Source organism: Bifidobacterium sp. ESL0825 (assembly GCF_052606465.1).
The window spans coordinates 934,863-949,039 of record NZ_CP199589.1 but is presented as its reverse complement, the minus strand read 5'-3'; the positions used below and the strand labels follow the sequence as shown (position 1 = coordinate 949,039).

11 protein-coding genes are annotated in these 14,177 nt (G+C 62.5%); 5 read left to right on the top strand and 6 right to left on the bottom strand.

The annotated features are described in order from the left end of the window. Positions 1–28: 28 nt before the first annotated feature. The 4 genes from purF to purT form a co-directional block, all read right to left on the bottom strand. The gene (purF, locus tag ACUIAG_RS04065; RefSeq protein WP_045924674.1) at positions 29–1,534 is read right to left on the bottom strand and encodes an amidophosphoribosyltransferase; all 1,506 of its coding nucleotides are present in this window, start codon (positions 1,532–1,534) and stop codon (positions 29–31) included. 17 nt (positions 1,535–1,551) lie between these two features. Further along, positions 1,552–5,331: a phosphoribosylformylglycinamidine synthase gene (locus ACUIAG_RS04060; RefSeq protein ID WP_445340265.1), complete on the bottom strand. Its 3,780-nt coding sequence runs from the start codon at positions 5,329–5,331 to the stop codon at positions 1,552–1,554. Positions 5,332–5,410: 79 nt separating this feature from the next. Beyond that, positions 5,411–6,163 carry a phosphoribosylaminoimidazolesuccinocarboxamide synthase gene (gene purC / locus ACUIAG_RS04055; RefSeq protein WP_445340264.1) on the bottom strand — a complete coding sequence of 251 codons (753 nt, stop codon included), beginning with the start codon at positions 6,161–6,163 and terminating at the stop codon, positions 5,411–5,413. 77 nt (positions 6,164–6,240) lie between these two features. Beyond that, a complete protein-coding gene (gene purT / locus ACUIAG_RS04050) occupies positions 6,241–7,548 on the bottom strand; it encodes a formate-dependent phosphoribosylglycinamide formyltransferase (RefSeq protein ID WP_445340263.1) in 1,308 nt (435 codons plus the stop codon). 135 nt (positions 7,549–7,683) lie between these two features. Here purT and ACUIAG_RS04045 point away from each other — a divergent pair, with 135 nt between their 5' ends. The 5 genes from ACUIAG_RS04045 (at position 7,684) to ACUIAG_RS04025 (ending at position 12,458) form a co-directional block, all read left to right on the top strand. Beyond that, positions 7,684–8,736 (top strand): methionine ABC transporter ATP-binding protein, encoded by a 1,053-nt coding sequence (locus ACUIAG_RS04045; RefSeq protein ID WP_445340262.1) that lies wholly within the window; start codon positions 7,684–7,686, stop codon positions 8,734–8,736. After that, positions 8,733–9,413, top strand: coding sequence for a methionine ABC transporter permease (locus ACUIAG_RS04040; protein WP_313838110.1), 681 nt, complete (start codon positions 8,733–8,735; stop codon positions 9,411–9,413). Before ACUIAG_RS04045 ends, ACUIAG_RS04040 begins: the two co-directional genes overlap by 4 nt. A gap of 25 nt (positions 9,414–9,438) precedes the next feature. Further along, positions 9,439–10,320 (top strand): MetQ/NlpA family ABC transporter substrate-binding protein, encoded by an 882-nt coding sequence (locus ACUIAG_RS04035; protein WP_445340261.1) that lies wholly within the window; start codon positions 9,439–9,441, stop codon positions 10,318–10,320. A gap of 33 nt (positions 10,321–10,353) precedes the next feature. After that, the gene (locus tag ACUIAG_RS04030) at positions 10,354–11,217 is read left to right on the top strand and encodes a MetQ/NlpA family ABC transporter substrate-binding protein (protein ID WP_445340260.1); all 864 of its coding nucleotides are present in this window, start codon (positions 10,354–10,356) and stop codon (positions 11,215–11,217) included. 77 nt (positions 11,218–11,294) lie between these two features. Next, positions 11,295–12,458, top strand: coding sequence for a glycosyltransferase (locus ACUIAG_RS04025; RefSeq protein ID WP_445340259.1), 1,164 nt, complete (start codon positions 11,295–11,297; stop codon positions 12,456–12,458). Between the two features lie 6 nt (positions 12,459–12,464). On the opposite strand, the gene ACUIAG_RS04020 is transcribed toward ACUIAG_RS04025, so the two are convergent. Then, complete coding sequence (locus ACUIAG_RS04020) at positions 12,465–13,241, bottom strand: ABC transporter permease (protein WP_445340258.1); 777 nt, start codon at positions 13,239–13,241, stop codon at positions 12,465–12,467. Further along, on the bottom strand, positions 13,238–14,170 hold the full coding sequence (locus tag ACUIAG_RS04015) for an ABC transporter ATP-binding protein (RefSeq protein WP_445340257.1): 933 nt from the start codon (positions 14,168–14,170) through the stop codon (positions 13,238–13,240). Before ACUIAG_RS04015 ends, ACUIAG_RS04020 begins: the two co-directional genes overlap by 4 nt. Positions 14,171–14,177 lie beyond the last annotated feature (7 nt).

Sequence of the window (14,177 nt, the reverse complement as noted above, 5' to 3'; positions counted from 1 at the left end):
CGCTGTCTGTTCTGCTCTTCGCTAGTGCTCATTGGTCTGTCTTCTGCCCCGACCCCGCAGGCATGTCAAGCCCGTAGGATCCTTTGGAGGCTTCCAGCCGGGCCCGGTCTTCTGGGGTCAGCGAGGCCAGGAAGCCCTGCTCGTAGTCGTCAAGCCGCGTTGGGTAGTCTCCGTTGAAGTAGGCCACGCAGAGTCCCTGGTAGGGTGCATCACGACCCAGGCCGATGGAATCCACCAGACCGTCCAGACTCAGGTAGGCCAGGGAATCGGCCTCGATGGCTTCTCTGATCTGCTCCACGGACTTCTTGGCAGCAATCAGTTCGGAGGTCCGTTGGATGTCGATGCCGTAGTAGCAGGGGTAGCGCAGGGGAGGGGAGGCGATGCGCATGTGCACCTCGCTGGCCCCAGCCTCCCGGAGCAGGCGGACGATTCTGCGCGAGGTGGTGCCTCGGACGATGGAATCGTCGATGACCACCACCCGTTTGCCGGCTACAACGCCGCGCACAGCGGCCAGTTTCATCCTGACGCCCTGCTCGCGCATGGCCTGGCTGGGCTGGATGAAAGTGCGGGCCACATACTGGTTCTTGATCAGCCCCATCTCGTTGGGCAGCCCGGCCGCCTCGGCATAGCCTGAAGCGGCGGACAGGGAGGAGTTGGGCACCCCGATGACCATGTCGGCGTCCACCGGGGCCTCACGGGCCAGCCTCGCGCCCATTCTCTTGCGGGCCGAATGGACGTTGACCCCATAAATATTGGAGTCGGGCCTGGCGAAGTAGATGAACTCCATGGAGCAGATGGACAGGCAGGTCTGATCGGTATAGCTCTCGATGCTGTAGCCCGAGTCGTCCACCCGGACGATTTCGCCGGGACCGATGTCCCGCACCAGCCTGGCGCCGACCAGGTCCAATGCGCAGGTCTCCGAGGCCAGGACATAGGCCCCTCCTGGCAGCTGGCCCAGGGAAAGGGGACGGAAGCCGTTGGGATCCATGGCTCCGATCATGGCATCCTCGGTCATGAGCAGGTAGGCGAAGCCGCCATGGACCTGGCGCAAGGCCTGTTTGAGCGCCGCCATGAAGTCCTTTTCAGGGCTGCGCCGAATCAGATGCATGAGCACCTCGGTGTCGGAGTTGGAGTGGAAGATGGCCCCCTGATCCTCCAGCTGCGCCTTGAGGCTGTTGCAGTTGGTCAGGTTGCCGTTGTGAGCCAGGGCTATGTCCCCGTCATGGAAGCGGAAGACGAAGGGCTGGATGTTCTCGATGGACCCTGAGCCGGTTGTGGCGTAACGAACGTGGCCGATGGCCCGGTCACCGGTCAGCGGTGCCAGGCTGGACTCGTCCGGGAAGACCTGAGTCAGCAGGCCCAGGCCCCGCCGTCCTATCAGGTGCCCCTGGTCGTTGGAAACGATGCCGGCGCCCTCCTGGCCGCGGTGCTGCAGGGCATGCAGGCCGAAGTAGGTCAGCCGGGCAGCGTCGGGGTGCCCCCAGACGCCGAAAATCCCGCACTCCTCGTGGATGCCTTCAAGCTCCAACGACATGGTCTACGTCCTTTCCCCTAGGCGGCAAAGTAGTCCACTCCCGACTGGAAGAGCGGCTGCGTGCGGTTTCCGGGCACGTTGAGATACAGGTCGGGGCCGCTGCGCTCCGTGTGGCCCATCTTGCCCAGCACCCGGCCGTCCGGGCTGGTGATGGCCTCGACGGCCATGTCGGATCCATTGGGGTTGACCAGTGGATCCATGGAGGGATGACCCTGCTCGTCCACGTACTGGGCAGCCACCTGTCCTCGGTCGATCAGGGCGCGCAGGAGGCCGGGCTCGGCCACGAACCGCCCTTCCCCGTGGCTGATGGGCATGGTGTGTATCTCACCCACCCGGCAGGCGCTCAGCCAGGGGGAGCGTGTGGAGCTGATCCGGGTGTGGACCAGACGGCTCTGATGGCGACCGATGGTGTTGACGGCCAGGGTGGGATCCTCGGGCGAGCCGGTGACGATTTTGCCATAGGGAACCAGGCCCAGCTTGATCAGCGCCTGGAAGCCGTTGCAAACGCCCAGAACCAGCCCGTCCCGGTCCTGCAAAAGCTCCTGGAGGGCGTCGGCTACCTGGTTGGAACGCAGGAAGGATGCCACCAGTTTGGCCGAACCGTCTGGCTCATCGCCGCCGGAGAAGCCTCCGGGCAGCATCAGTATCTGGCTGCTGCGAATGGCCCGGGCCAGGCGGCTGGAGCTTTCGGTCACGTCCTCGGCATTCAGGTTGCGGATGACCACGGTATCCACCTGGGCTCCAGCGTCCTGGAAGGCCCGTGCGGAGTCGAACTCGCAGTTGGTGCCGGGGAAGACGGGCATGACCACCCTGGGGCGTGCGGTCTTGGCAGCCCCCCTGGTTCTGCGCGCCGCTGGCCTGCCGGGCTCACGGTCGGCGCGGCCGATGGTCGGCACCTGGTCGCCTTGGCCCCGGTACGGGAAGATGCCTTCCAATCCCCTGGCACGGATTTCCTCAAGCTCAGCCAGGTCCAGATCCTCGCCGCCGCAGCGCAGACGATAATCCTCGCGAGTGTGTCCAAGGAGGCGCAAATGCAGGCCGGAATTCTGAATGAACAGGGGCTCCGGACCCGAGGTCTCCAGGATGAAGCTTCCATAGGCGGGGCGGAAGAGCGCAGATATAGCAGTGTCTGATGCCAGATCCAGTCCGATCCTGTTGCCTATGCACATTTCCATCAGGGACTGTGCCATGCATCCGTAGCCCGGAGTGGCTGCAGCATCCACCAGGCCCTGGCTGATCATCGATTCCACCTGGTCCATGACGGTCCGCAGGCTCTCCGGATCGGGCAGCAAACCGTCCTCTTGGTATTCGGGCGCCAAGAGATAGACCTGACGGTCAGCCGCCTTGAACTCGGGGGAGACTGCATCCTTGGCCTGCCCCAGGGCCACAGCAAAGCTGATCAGTGTGGGCGGCACATCCAGGTCTTCGAAGCTGCCGGACATGGAGTCCTTGCCGCCTATGGCCCCCACCGCCAGGTCCAGTTGGGCCTGGAGGGCGCCAAGGACGCCGGCCACTGGCAGGCCCCATCGCCGGGGGTCGCCGCCGGGCTTGGGGTAGTACTCCTGCAGGCTCAAGTGGGCATGGGAACGGCTGAAGCCAGAGGCCACCAGCTTGGTCAGGCTCTCGACCACGGCCAGGTAGGCGCCGGTGTATGGGTCCTGGCTGCTGATCCAGGGGTTGAATCCCCAGGCCATGGCCGAGGCGGTGGCAGTGTGCCCATCCACGGGCAGCTTGGCCACCATGGCCTGGGCCGGTGTCAGCTGTCGGGCTCCGCCGAAGGGCATGAGGACGGTGCCTGCGCCGATGGTGGAGTCGAACTGTTCGGCCAGACCCTGCTGGGAGCAGACGTTGATATCTGCAAGCAAGGCCTTCATGCGCGCATCCAGGTTGCCTTGGACCTCGAAGGGGGCATGGTAGGGAGCAGGGACCGCCACCTGGGCATCGGCCTTATGAGGGGCGCCGTTGGAGGCCAGGAAGGATCGAGGGATGTCCACGATGGTCTCTGATCGCCAGGTCATCCGCAGCCGGGGTTCTTCGGTGACCTCGGCAATGACGGTGGCCTCGAGGTCCTCCTGCTGGGCGTACTCGATGAAGGCGGGCGCATCTTCGGCAGCCAGGGCCACGGCCATGCGCTCCTGGCTCTCGGAAATGGCGATTTCGGTCCCGTCCAGCCCCTGGTACTTGAGCGGTACCCGGTCCAGGTCCACGTTCAGCCCGTCCGCCAGTTCGCCCACGGCCACGGCAACGCCGCCGGCTCCGAAGTCATTGCAGCGCTCAATCAGCCTGGCCGCCTCCTGACGGCGGAAGAGGCGCTGGAGCTTGCGCTCCTCAGGGGCATCGCCCTTCTGCACCTCGGCTCCGCAACGTTCCAGACTTTCTTCATTCTGGGACTTGGAAGCCCCAGTGGCGCCGCCGATTCCGTCGCGGCCGGTCCTGCCGCCCACCAGGATGATCAGATCGCCGGGTGCAGGTCGGCGGCGGATCACATGGTCGGCCGGTGTGGCGGCCACAACAGCGCCCACCTCCATCCGCTTGGCCGCATAGCCTGGGTGGTAGATTTCCCGAACCTGCCCGGTGGCCAGCCCGATCTGGTTGCCATAGGAGGAGTAGCCATCGGCTGCCTGACGGACGATCCGGCTCTGGGGCAGCTTGCCGGGCAGGGTCTGATCCAGCGGTTGACGGGGATCTGCTGCCCCGCTGACCCTCATGGCCTGGTAGACGTAGCCCCTTCCGGAAAGGGGATCACGGATGGCTCCGCCGATGCAGGTGGCTGCGCCACCGAAGGGCTCGATCTCGGTGGGATGGTTATGGGTCTCGTTTTTGAACAGGAAGAGCCAGTCTTGATCCTGGCCGTCCACGTCGACCTTGGTCCGGATAGTGCAGGCGTTGACCTCCTCGGACTGGTCCACGTCGTTCAGGATGCCGCGCTTCTGCAGGTACTTGGCTCCGATGGTGGCCATGTCCATCAGGCATTCAGGTCGGTCCTGACGGCCCAGCTCTCCTCGGATTGCCCGATACCGTTCCAGCGTGGTCCGTACTCGGGGGTTGTCCGCCTCGATCCGCTCCAGCCTGGTATTGAAGGTGGTGTGCCGGCAGTGGTCCGACCAATAGGTGTCGATCACCTTGAGCTCGGTCAGGGTCGGGTCGCGCTTTTCCTGGCGGTAGTGATCCCGGCAGAAGCGGGCATCCGGCAGATCCATGGCCAGGTCCAGCTTGTCGATCAATGCTTCCAGTCCAGGATCATCCAGATCGCGGAACCCGTCCAATACGGGCACTGGATCCGGATCGTCGTCAGGCATGGCCAGGGTCTTGGGCTGCTCCAGCCCTACCACCCGTGAGTCGACCGGATTGACCAGGTAATTGCGGATGGCCTCTATTTGCTCGGCATCCAGGTCGCCCTGGAGCAGGTAGACAGTGGCTGTGGCCACCAAGGGGCGGGCGCCCTGGCCGATCAGCTGGACACACTGGGCTGCGGAGTCGGCTCGCTGATCGAACTGGCCGGGCAGGGGGGCCACGGCGAAGAGCATGGGGGAATCCAGCGGCGGCAGGTCCTCGTCGCCCTTCATGCGCAAGGCCTGCTCCAATTGGGTGGCCACCAGGTCGGTCTGGGGCTGGGCGAAGACCGTGGGCAGGCAGCGATTGAAGAGGTCTTCGTCGATGCCTTCCAGATCGTAGCGGTTGAACATGCGCAGGCCGGTCAGCCCTTGCACGCCCGGCAGGGTGCGCAGCTGTTCGGCAAGCCTGTCGGCGGCCTGGTCGAAGCCCCGCTTTTTCTCGGTATAGACACGGAAGAGCACAATGGATCCTTTCGCAATGGACTGGTTGGGGACCAATGAAAAACCCGGAGGCGATATGCTCGCTTCCGGGTCGACCGATTCAGCTGTTCGATTGGCTTTCGCGCTCCTCCAATTCGGTCAGCCCATCCAGAATGGTTTGATAAGCCGGAATGATGCTGCCCAGGTCCCTGCGGAAGATATCCTTGTCCAAGTGGGTGACCTGGCCGTCATTATTGTTGCCGATCGCCCAGAGCCGGCAGGTGTCGGGGGTGATCTCGTCGCCGAGAAGGATGATGCCCGATCCGGTCTTGCCCATTTCGATCTTGAAGTCCACCAGCTCCACGTTGATGGCGCGGAAGATGCTGGTCAGGGCCCCGTTGATTTCCCGGGTCTTCGCGGCGATGATGTCCAGATCCTGCTCAGTGGCCAGTCCCAGGGCCAGGATGTCGTCCCGGTTGATAAACGGATCATCCAGGGGATCGGACTTATAGAAGAACTCCAGCACCGGCTGCTTCAGGGCGGTGCCTTCCTCAACCCCGTACCGCTGGGCGAATGAGCCTGCGGCCCGGTTGCGCATGACGATCTCCAGCGGGAACATGTCCAGCCGGCGGTTGAGTTGTTCGGTATCCGAGACGCTGCGTATGAAGTGGCTGGGGATCCCCCGGCGGGCCAGCAGGGAGAATATCACGGTAGTGATCCTGTTGTTCAGTCTGGCCTTGCCTTCGATATTGGCCTTCTTGGCCCCGTTCCCCGCGGTGGCCTGGTCAGTGTACTCAACCCAGAGTATGTCCGGGTCATCCGTCTCGTACAGTTTCTTGGCCTTGCCTTGATAGCGCATTCCCAACTTTTCCACTGTTCGCCTTCCTCGAGTTTGTTGCGAATTGGAAACTTCTGCACTGCTTGGGACACGACCACCATAGCAAGCCCGGGTTACATCCCCGTGCCCACCCGGGGTTTCAGATCGTGGACCACGGCTTCGGCACGCTTGGTGGCAGTCTGCAGGTCAGGGCCCAGGGCCAGGGCCACGCCCATGCGGCGCAGGCCATGCACTTCCGGCTTGGAGAAGATGCGCAGGTCGGTGCCTGGGTGGTCCAGGGCCTGCGGCAAGCCTTGGAAGCTGACCGGTCCCTGGCCCCTGACCAGGATGGGCCGGCTGACCGCGCATGCGCCTTCCGGCAGACTCAGGGCCAGATCCTCCTGGTGGACGGGAATGCCCAGGATGGCCCGGGCGTGAAGGTCGAACTCGCTCAGCCGCTGGGAGATCATGGTCACCATGCCGGTGTCATGGGGGCGCGGCGCCACCTCGTTGAAGAGCAGGGAGCCGTCGCGCAGGACGAAGATCTCCACACCGTAGATCCCCCAACCGGTCTCGCCGCTCTGGCGGGCCAGGGAGGTCATGGCCTCAACCAACCGGGTGGCCATGCTCCGGGCCTGCTGCAGGATGTCAGGATTCAGATCCGCCGGTTGCCAGGAGAGGCGGTAGTCCCCGTCCTCCTGACGCTGGCCGATGGGCGTGCAGGTGGCCACGCCGGCGCAGGAGGCCACGGTCAGAACCGTCAGCTCATGGGCCAGGGGGGCCAGGGCCTCCACGATGACCTCGGCCTTGCCCTGGTGCTTGGTGGCTGCCCGGCCTTGGGTCAGTGCCGAATTCCAGGCTTGAGACAAACCCTCCCTGCTTCGCACCAGAGTCTGTCCGTGGCCGGAGGAGCTCATCAGGGGTTTGACCATGCAGGGGTAGCCCACCTGGTCCGCCGCGCTGGCCAGCTCTTCGGGGGAGTCGGCGAATCGGTAGGGGGTAGTGGGCAGGCCTACCTGTTCGTGGGCGAAGACGCGCAGGGCCCGGCGGTCCATGCACATGGCCGCCAGGGGGGCGGCAGGCACTACCTGGATGCCCCGGGCCGCGGCACCGATCAGGCGGTCTGTGGCGATGGCCTCCACCTCAGGCACGATCAAATCGGGGTGGACCTTGTCGATCAGGTCCTCCAAAGCCTGGGGATCGCTCATTTTCACCTGGTAGCCCGCATGGGCCACCTGGGTGGCCGGTGCGCCAGGGTAGGAGTCCGCCGCGCCAACCCAGGCACCCAGCCGCATCAGACTGATGGCTATCTCGCGGCCGAGTTCGCCGGCTCCTAGGAGAAGGACTCGTGTAGATCTTGGCCCCAGAGGAGAGCCGAACGGTCGCTCCCCGGGATTGATGGTGTTGATAATCCGCTGCTGACCGGATGCGCTCATACCCATATTCTGCCACCGACCCATCGACCAAGCAGGCGGGTTATCGATACATGCCTATAAATGACATCTATAGAGGCCTTCTTGTCCACTGGCCGCCGGGACGATTACCATGTCAGGCAGTCGACCAGGGAAGGCGGGAACGTGAGCGAGCGGACACCGGCGGTGCGGATGGAGCACCTGACCAAGACCTATCACAGCGACGACGACGAAGACAAGACGGCACTGGCCGACATTGATCTGACCGTCGAGACTGGGGATATTTTTGGCATCATTGGTCTGAGCGGGGCGGGCAAGTCCACGTTGGTCCGCTGCATCAACGGGCTGGAGGATTACGACTCGGGCAGCGTCAAGGTCCGCGGCTGCGAGGTCAAGGATCTGGCTCCGGCCGAGCTGAGGGACCTGAGGCGTCGTACCGGCATGATCTTCCAGCATTTCAACCTGATGCCCTCCAGAACGGTGTCCGACAATGTGGGCCTGCCTCTGCGGGGGAGCGGCCGCGACCGTGCATCTCGACGGGCCCGGGTGTCCGAGCTTCTGGAACTGGTAGGGCTGACCGAGCTGGCCGACCACTATCCCGCCGAGCTCTCCGGTGGCCAGCAGCAGCGGGTGGCCATAGCTCGAGCCCTGGCCAACGAACCGGATATCCTGCTCAGCGACGAGGCCACCAGCGCACTGGATCCGACCACCACGCGCTCCATTCTTCAGCTGCTCCGCGACCTGCACGACCAGCTGGGCATCACCGTGGTCATGATCACCCATGAGATGTCGGTCATCCGGCAGATCTGCAACCGGGTGGCGGTCATCGACCAGGGCGTCATCGTGGAGCAGGGCAGGGTCTTCGATGTCTTTGCAGACCCCAAGGCCCAGCTGACCAAATCCTTCGTGGCCACCACCTCCAACCTGGACAAGGTCAAGGATCTGATGGCCGCCGATTCGCCCCTGGTGGCCCTGGAGCCCGGGCAGATCCTCATGCGCATGTCCTATGTCTCCAAGGAGGTCTCCGAGGCCCTGGTCTCCACCATCAGCCGTCGCTACAACCTGGACGTCAACATCATCTTCGGCGACATCGATGTGGTGGAGGGTGCGCCCCTGGGCGGTCTGGTGGTCAGAGTGGGCGGCGACGCTGAAAACATCCGCCGGGCCATGGAATACCTGCGCTCGCGCAACATCGGAATCGAGGTTCTCAAGTCATGACGTCCCTGCTTACCGCCTGGTTCCCCAACGTCATGAGCCGGCTGCCGGAGTTTTTCAGCAGCATGGTTCAGACCCTGGTCATGGTCGGCGTCTCCGGGGTGATCTCCTTCCTGCTGGCCCTGGTCATCGGGGTGGGGCTGATCATCAGCCGGCGTGACGGTATCCGCCACAACGGCCTGGTCTTCACCGTCCTGGACAAGCTGATCGACCTTTTCCGCTCCATCCCCTTCATCATTCTGGCGGCGGCCCTGGTGCCGGTGACCAGGATGCTCATGGGCACGGCCATCGGGCCCAAGGGGGCAATCTTCCCGCTGGTCGTGGGCATTACCCCCTTCTTCTCCCGACAGATCGAATCGGCCCTTGCCGGTCTGGACCCTGGGTATGTCGAGGCGGCGGAGTCCATGGGCATGACCACCTGGCAGATTATCTGGCATGTCTACCTGCGTGAGGGCATCCCCTCCATCATTCGGGTGACCACCATCACCATCGTCAGTCTGGTGGGCGAGACCGCCACCGTGGGCATCGTGGGCGGCGGAGGTCTGGGCGACTTCGCCATCCGTCTGGGCTACCAGCGGTCCATGAATGACGTGACCATCGCCACTATCATCGTGCTGGTCATCTTCATCGCCCTGATCGAACTGTTCGGCCGGCTTCTGGCCGAGGTCGTCGAACACTGAGCAACCCGGGAAAGGTCAGATTATCGTGGTCGGTCGTAATCGCGTCGGCAAAAAGAACAAAGCCAAGATCCAGCTGGCGGCGCTCAGCCTGGTCATCGTCCTCCTGCTGGCGCTGGTGGTCGGCACCGATGTCCGCCTGAACCAGGTGGGTGCCGATGTCAAGGTCGTCAGGGTCGGCGTCATCGGCAGCTCGGACGACCAGATCTGGAAGGCCGTCCAGGCAGAGCTGGATCGGCGTGGCGAACGCATCAGGATCGAACTCAAGCCCTTCCAGGACGCCATCTACGTCAACCAGGCCACATCCAACCGCGAGGTGGACTTCAACGCCGCCCAGCACTATGCCTACCTGGAGGACGATGTAAAGACCAACCACTACCAGCTGGCCGTGCTTGGCAATACCTACATCTCGCCCATGAATCTCTACTCGCAGCGCTATGCCAAGCCCTCGCAGTTCCAGGACGGCGACCGGGTGGCCATTCCCAACAACGCCACCAACATGGGCCGGGCCTTGAAGGTCCTGGCCGATGCCAAGCTGATCGGGCTGCGCGACCCCAAGGCCACCAACCCGCTGCCTGAGGATGTGGTGGACAATCCCAAGCATCTGCACATCGAGCAGGTGGACCCGGCCGGTATCCTCAACCTGCTGCCCGACTATGCGGGCGGGGTCACCAATGCCAACTTCGTGGTCGATGCAGGTCGCAGCGTGCATGATGCCATCCACGAGGTTCCCTACGATCTGCAAAACCCGGCCAACAAGCCTTACATCAACATCATCGTCACCACCAAGGATCAGCGGGACAACCCCACCTACGCCGCAGTAGTGCGCGCCTATCATTCCAAGCCTGTGGCCGACACCATCGTCCGTGTCTACAAGGGCGCCTGCCTGCCGGCTTTCAAGGTTTCCTGATGCGATAGGTTCCATCGATGAAGGAGGACGGATATGAGCACCAGAAGAACCAGGGCCAAGCGAGAGCTGGCGGCTGTTTCGGTCGTCATCCTGGTGGTCGCCGTCCTGATGGGCGTGGCCTATGTCAAGGTCAACCAGCCTGAACGCGGCCAGCGGGAGATCAGCATCGGCCTGGTGGGCGATGCCGATGAGGAGATCTGGAAGGCTGTTCAGCACGAGTTGGACCAGCGCCGGGCCGGCATAAAAATCAAGCTTCGGTCCTTCCAATACGGGCGCTACGCCAATCAGGCGCTGGCCAACGGGGAGATCGACCTGAACGCCTTCCAGCATTATGCCTTTCTGGAGCAGGAGTCCAAGCAGCATGGGTATCGCTTCGGCGCCATCGGCGACACCTACATTTCACCGCTCAACCTCTACTCAAAGAAGTACCGGAGCGTTGACCAGATAGGGCATGGCGAGCGGCTGGCCATTCCCAGCGATCCCATCGACCTGGGCCGCTCCCTGAAGGTGCTTGCCAGCGCCGGGCTGATCGGGTTGCGCGACCCCAAGGCCACCACGCCGGTTCCCGAAGACATCGTTGACAATCCGCGCGGGCTGGTCCTGGACCAGGTCGATCCGCCGGGAATCGTCAAGGTCCTGCCCGACTATGCGGCCGGCATCACCAACACCAATTTCATCCTGGATGCCGGCATGAAGATCCAGGATGCCATCTACCAGGTGCCCGGCGATCTCAAATCGCCAGCCAATCACCCCTATGTCAACATCATCGTGGCCAGGCAGGTCGACAAGAACGACCCCGCCTACAAGTCCCTGGTTTCCGCCTACCACAGTCGATATGTGGCTGATGCCATCAACCGCTACTACCGTGGGGCGGCCGTCCCGGCCTTCTCCTACTAATAGTGGGTGCAATCGGGTCGTCGCCCTTTTTTGGTCCGACCCAAAGCTGCTAATGATGAACAGCAGGGGGAAGGCTGATGAGGGATCCTAAGCGCCTGACGCTGGCCCTGGTTCTGGACTCCTTTGGCAACAGGGGCAACGGGACTTCCAACTCCGCCATCCAATACGCCCAGGGTCTGGAAGCGCTGGGGCATAGGGTCCGCTTGGTGGGGGTTGGATCGACCGAGTATCCGGCGCGAGTGCATCGAATTCCTCTGGTCTCCCGTGTGGCGGCCAGGCAGCAGATGAGCTTCGCTCGTGCTGATCCGGAACTTTTCCAAAGGGCCTTTACCGGTGTTGACCTGGTCCATATTTATGAGCCCTTCGCCTTCGGCCGGGCCGCCCTGGCACAGGCCAGGTCCATGGGCATACCGGTGACCGCAGGGTTTCACATTCAGCCTGAGAACATCACTTATTCCGCAGGCCCATTGCGCTGGCTGCCCGGGGTGGATGCGGCCATCTACCGGCTCTTTCGGTTCTGGCTCTACGACCATGTCGGGCACATCCACGTTCCTACCCAGTTGACGGCCGACCTGCTGCGCTCGCATGGGTACAAGGCCCGTCTGCACGTCATATCCAACGGGTACCAGCCCAGGTTCAACCCTGGTGACCGATACGAGCGGCAGCGATCCGGTCGGTTGATCCAGGTCGTGGCCTCTGGCAGGCTGGCTCGGGAAAAGGATCATCTGACCCTGATCCGTGCCCTGGCCTTGTGCAGGAACAAATACAGGATCCGCTTGACCATAGCAGGTACAGGTCCCATGGAGCGCCGGCTGAGAGCGGAAGCCGCTCGGCAGCTGGCCGGCATGCAGGTTTCGATTGGATTCCATCAGAACGCGACCATGCCCGATCTGCTCAGGCGGGCCGATCTTCTTATCCACCCCTCAATCGCGGATCTGGAATCGGTCAGCGTCCTGGAGGGGATGGCCTGTGGCGCAGTCCCGATCATTGCCCGATCCGACCTGAGCGCCGCAGGACACTTCGCCCTGACCCAGCATTCGCTCTTCCCGGTCGGCAGGGCCCGGTCCCTGGCTGAGCAAATCGACTGGTGGATAGACCATCCTGATGCCCTTGCAGTCTGGTCCGGACGCTACGCCGAACATGCCAAGGAACATTATTCCCTGGATGCCTCCGTCAAGGCCTTTGCCCATATGGCCATGCAGGCCGTCAGCGATCAAAGAGCCGGAGCAGGTATAGCCTGACCAGGCTTAGATCTCCTGCTTGGATATGATCAGAGCCGATCCGATGATGGCCGCCAGGACCACGCCTACGGATGCTCCGGCATAGATCCAGGCCTGATCGGCCTCCAGAGTGTTCAGAACGATCTGTTCACCGAACCCGACGAAGTCGAAGTATTTCAGCCACTGCCATTTTGCTGTCAACTCTACGAGGCCGATCAGCACGGGCCATATCACGATCGCCACCGCTGGGATGACCAGGGATTTGGCAATGATCAAGAGGACAATACCCAGACTGATGATGACGGAGATGCAGAAGCTCACCAGTAGGGTCATGACGGCCACATCCTTGCTCAAGACGCCCCAGTCGGCCCCCGGCTTCCTTCCTAGAGCCAGACCGGTGATCAGGATGGTGATGAAGTAGCACAGGGTCAGGAGGATGATGTCAATCAGGATGGTCACGTACTTGCCTAGGATGAACTGTATTCGTGATATGCCTGATGTCAGCGTGTTCTTCAAAGTGTGCTGGCTGTATTCCGAACCGATGACGATAACGAAGACCGCGATGTAAAAGTAAACCAGGGACGAGGCGGAGGCGACACCCACTTGCAGGCCGGTCCTGACTGTCCAGCCCTGGCGTTCGATTGCCGACAGTTGATGAGCGTATTCTTCGCCCCCGGTGGTGATTCCTATGGTCGTCTTGCTCCATGTGGTCACTATGCCGAGGGCCACAGTGGCAATCAGCAGAATCAGCATGCCGATGGATCGCCGCTGCCTGTAAAAGTCGGCCCTGATCTGGTTGATCATTGTTGCCTCCTAGACTCTTGAGGGTCCTTGTTCAGCAGATCCGCGAAATATTCCTCCAGCGATCCCTTCTGCTGGCTGATCTGATTGACCAGGATTCCTTCCTGAACCAGAAGTCTGTTGATGGGTCCCGGTTCCAGATTCCCCTGCCTGATCAGAATCTGATGGTCGTCAAGGACTTGGAAGGGGCCGATTCCCTCGCTATCTAGGAGCATGGCGGCTTTGGAGCTCTGGTCCACGTTGATCAACAGTCCATTCTGATTGATCCGATCCAGTTCATCCTTGTCTACCTCCTTGATCAGGCGACCGTGGCTGATGAATCCGAACCGGGAGGAGACCAGGTAGAGTTCGCTCAGAATGTGACTGGAGATGAGAATGGTCGTCTGGCGCTCCTTGTTGAGCTTGTCCAGGAGTGTTCTGAATTCCATGATTCCTGCCGGGTCCAGGCCGTTGATGGGCTCGTCCAGAATCAGGAAATCGGGCCGGTTGAGGATGGCCATGGCCAGCCCCAGGCGCTGACGCTGCCCAAGGGAGAGATGGCCGGCCAGGGTCTTGGCCTTCTCGCCCAGACCGACGAAGTCGATGGCCTGGGCGATGGCCTTGTCGTCGGCCAGCCCGTGCTGGATGGCTGTCAGTTTCATGTTCTGGATGACGGTCAGCTTTTTAAAGGCGGCTGGTGCCTCAATGATCGAGCCTATCCTGCTCAGGATGCGGCTGTCCTTGCCAATTGTGTGCCCCATCAGCCTTATGCTCCCCCTCTGCATGGGGGACAGTCCGGTGATCAGACGCATCAGGGTGGTTTTGCCAGCGCCGTTCTCGCCGATCAGCCCGTAGATCTCGCCCTTGTTTATGGAAAGGCTGACATCGTCCAGTGCCTGGAAGCGGCCGAACCGTTTGCTGACATGGCTGATATCCAGAATGGTATCGTCCATGGGGTTC

Bases quoted from the DNA above. Each gene is read 5' to 3' on its own strand.
- purF (WP_045924674.1), bottom strand. From the start codon at position 1,534: ATGTCGTTGGAGCTTGAAGGCATCCACGAGGAGTGCGGGATTTTCGGC.
- purT (WP_445340263.1), bottom strand. From the start codon at position 7,548: ATGGGTATGAGCGCATCCGGTCAGCAGCGGATTATCAACACCATCAAT.
- ACUIAG_RS04040 (WP_313838110.1), top strand. From the start codon at position 8,733: ATGACGTCCCTGCTTACCGCCTGGTTCCCCAACGTCATGAGCCGGCTG.
- ACUIAG_RS04030 (WP_445340260.1), top strand. From the start codon at position 10,354: ATGAGCACCAGAAGAACCAGGGCCAAGCGAGAGCTGGCGGCTGTTTCG.
- ACUIAG_RS04025 (WP_445340259.1), top strand. From the start codon at position 11,295: ATGAGGGATCCTAAGCGCCTGACGCTGGCCCTGGTTCTGGACTCCTTT.
- ACUIAG_RS04020 (WP_445340258.1), bottom strand. From the start codon at position 13,241: ATGATCAACCAGATCAGGGCCGACTTTTACAGGCAGCGGCGATCCATC.
- ACUIAG_RS04015 (WP_445340257.1), bottom strand. From the start codon at position 14,170: ATGGACGATACCATTCTGGATATCAGCCATGTCAGCAAACGGTTCGGC.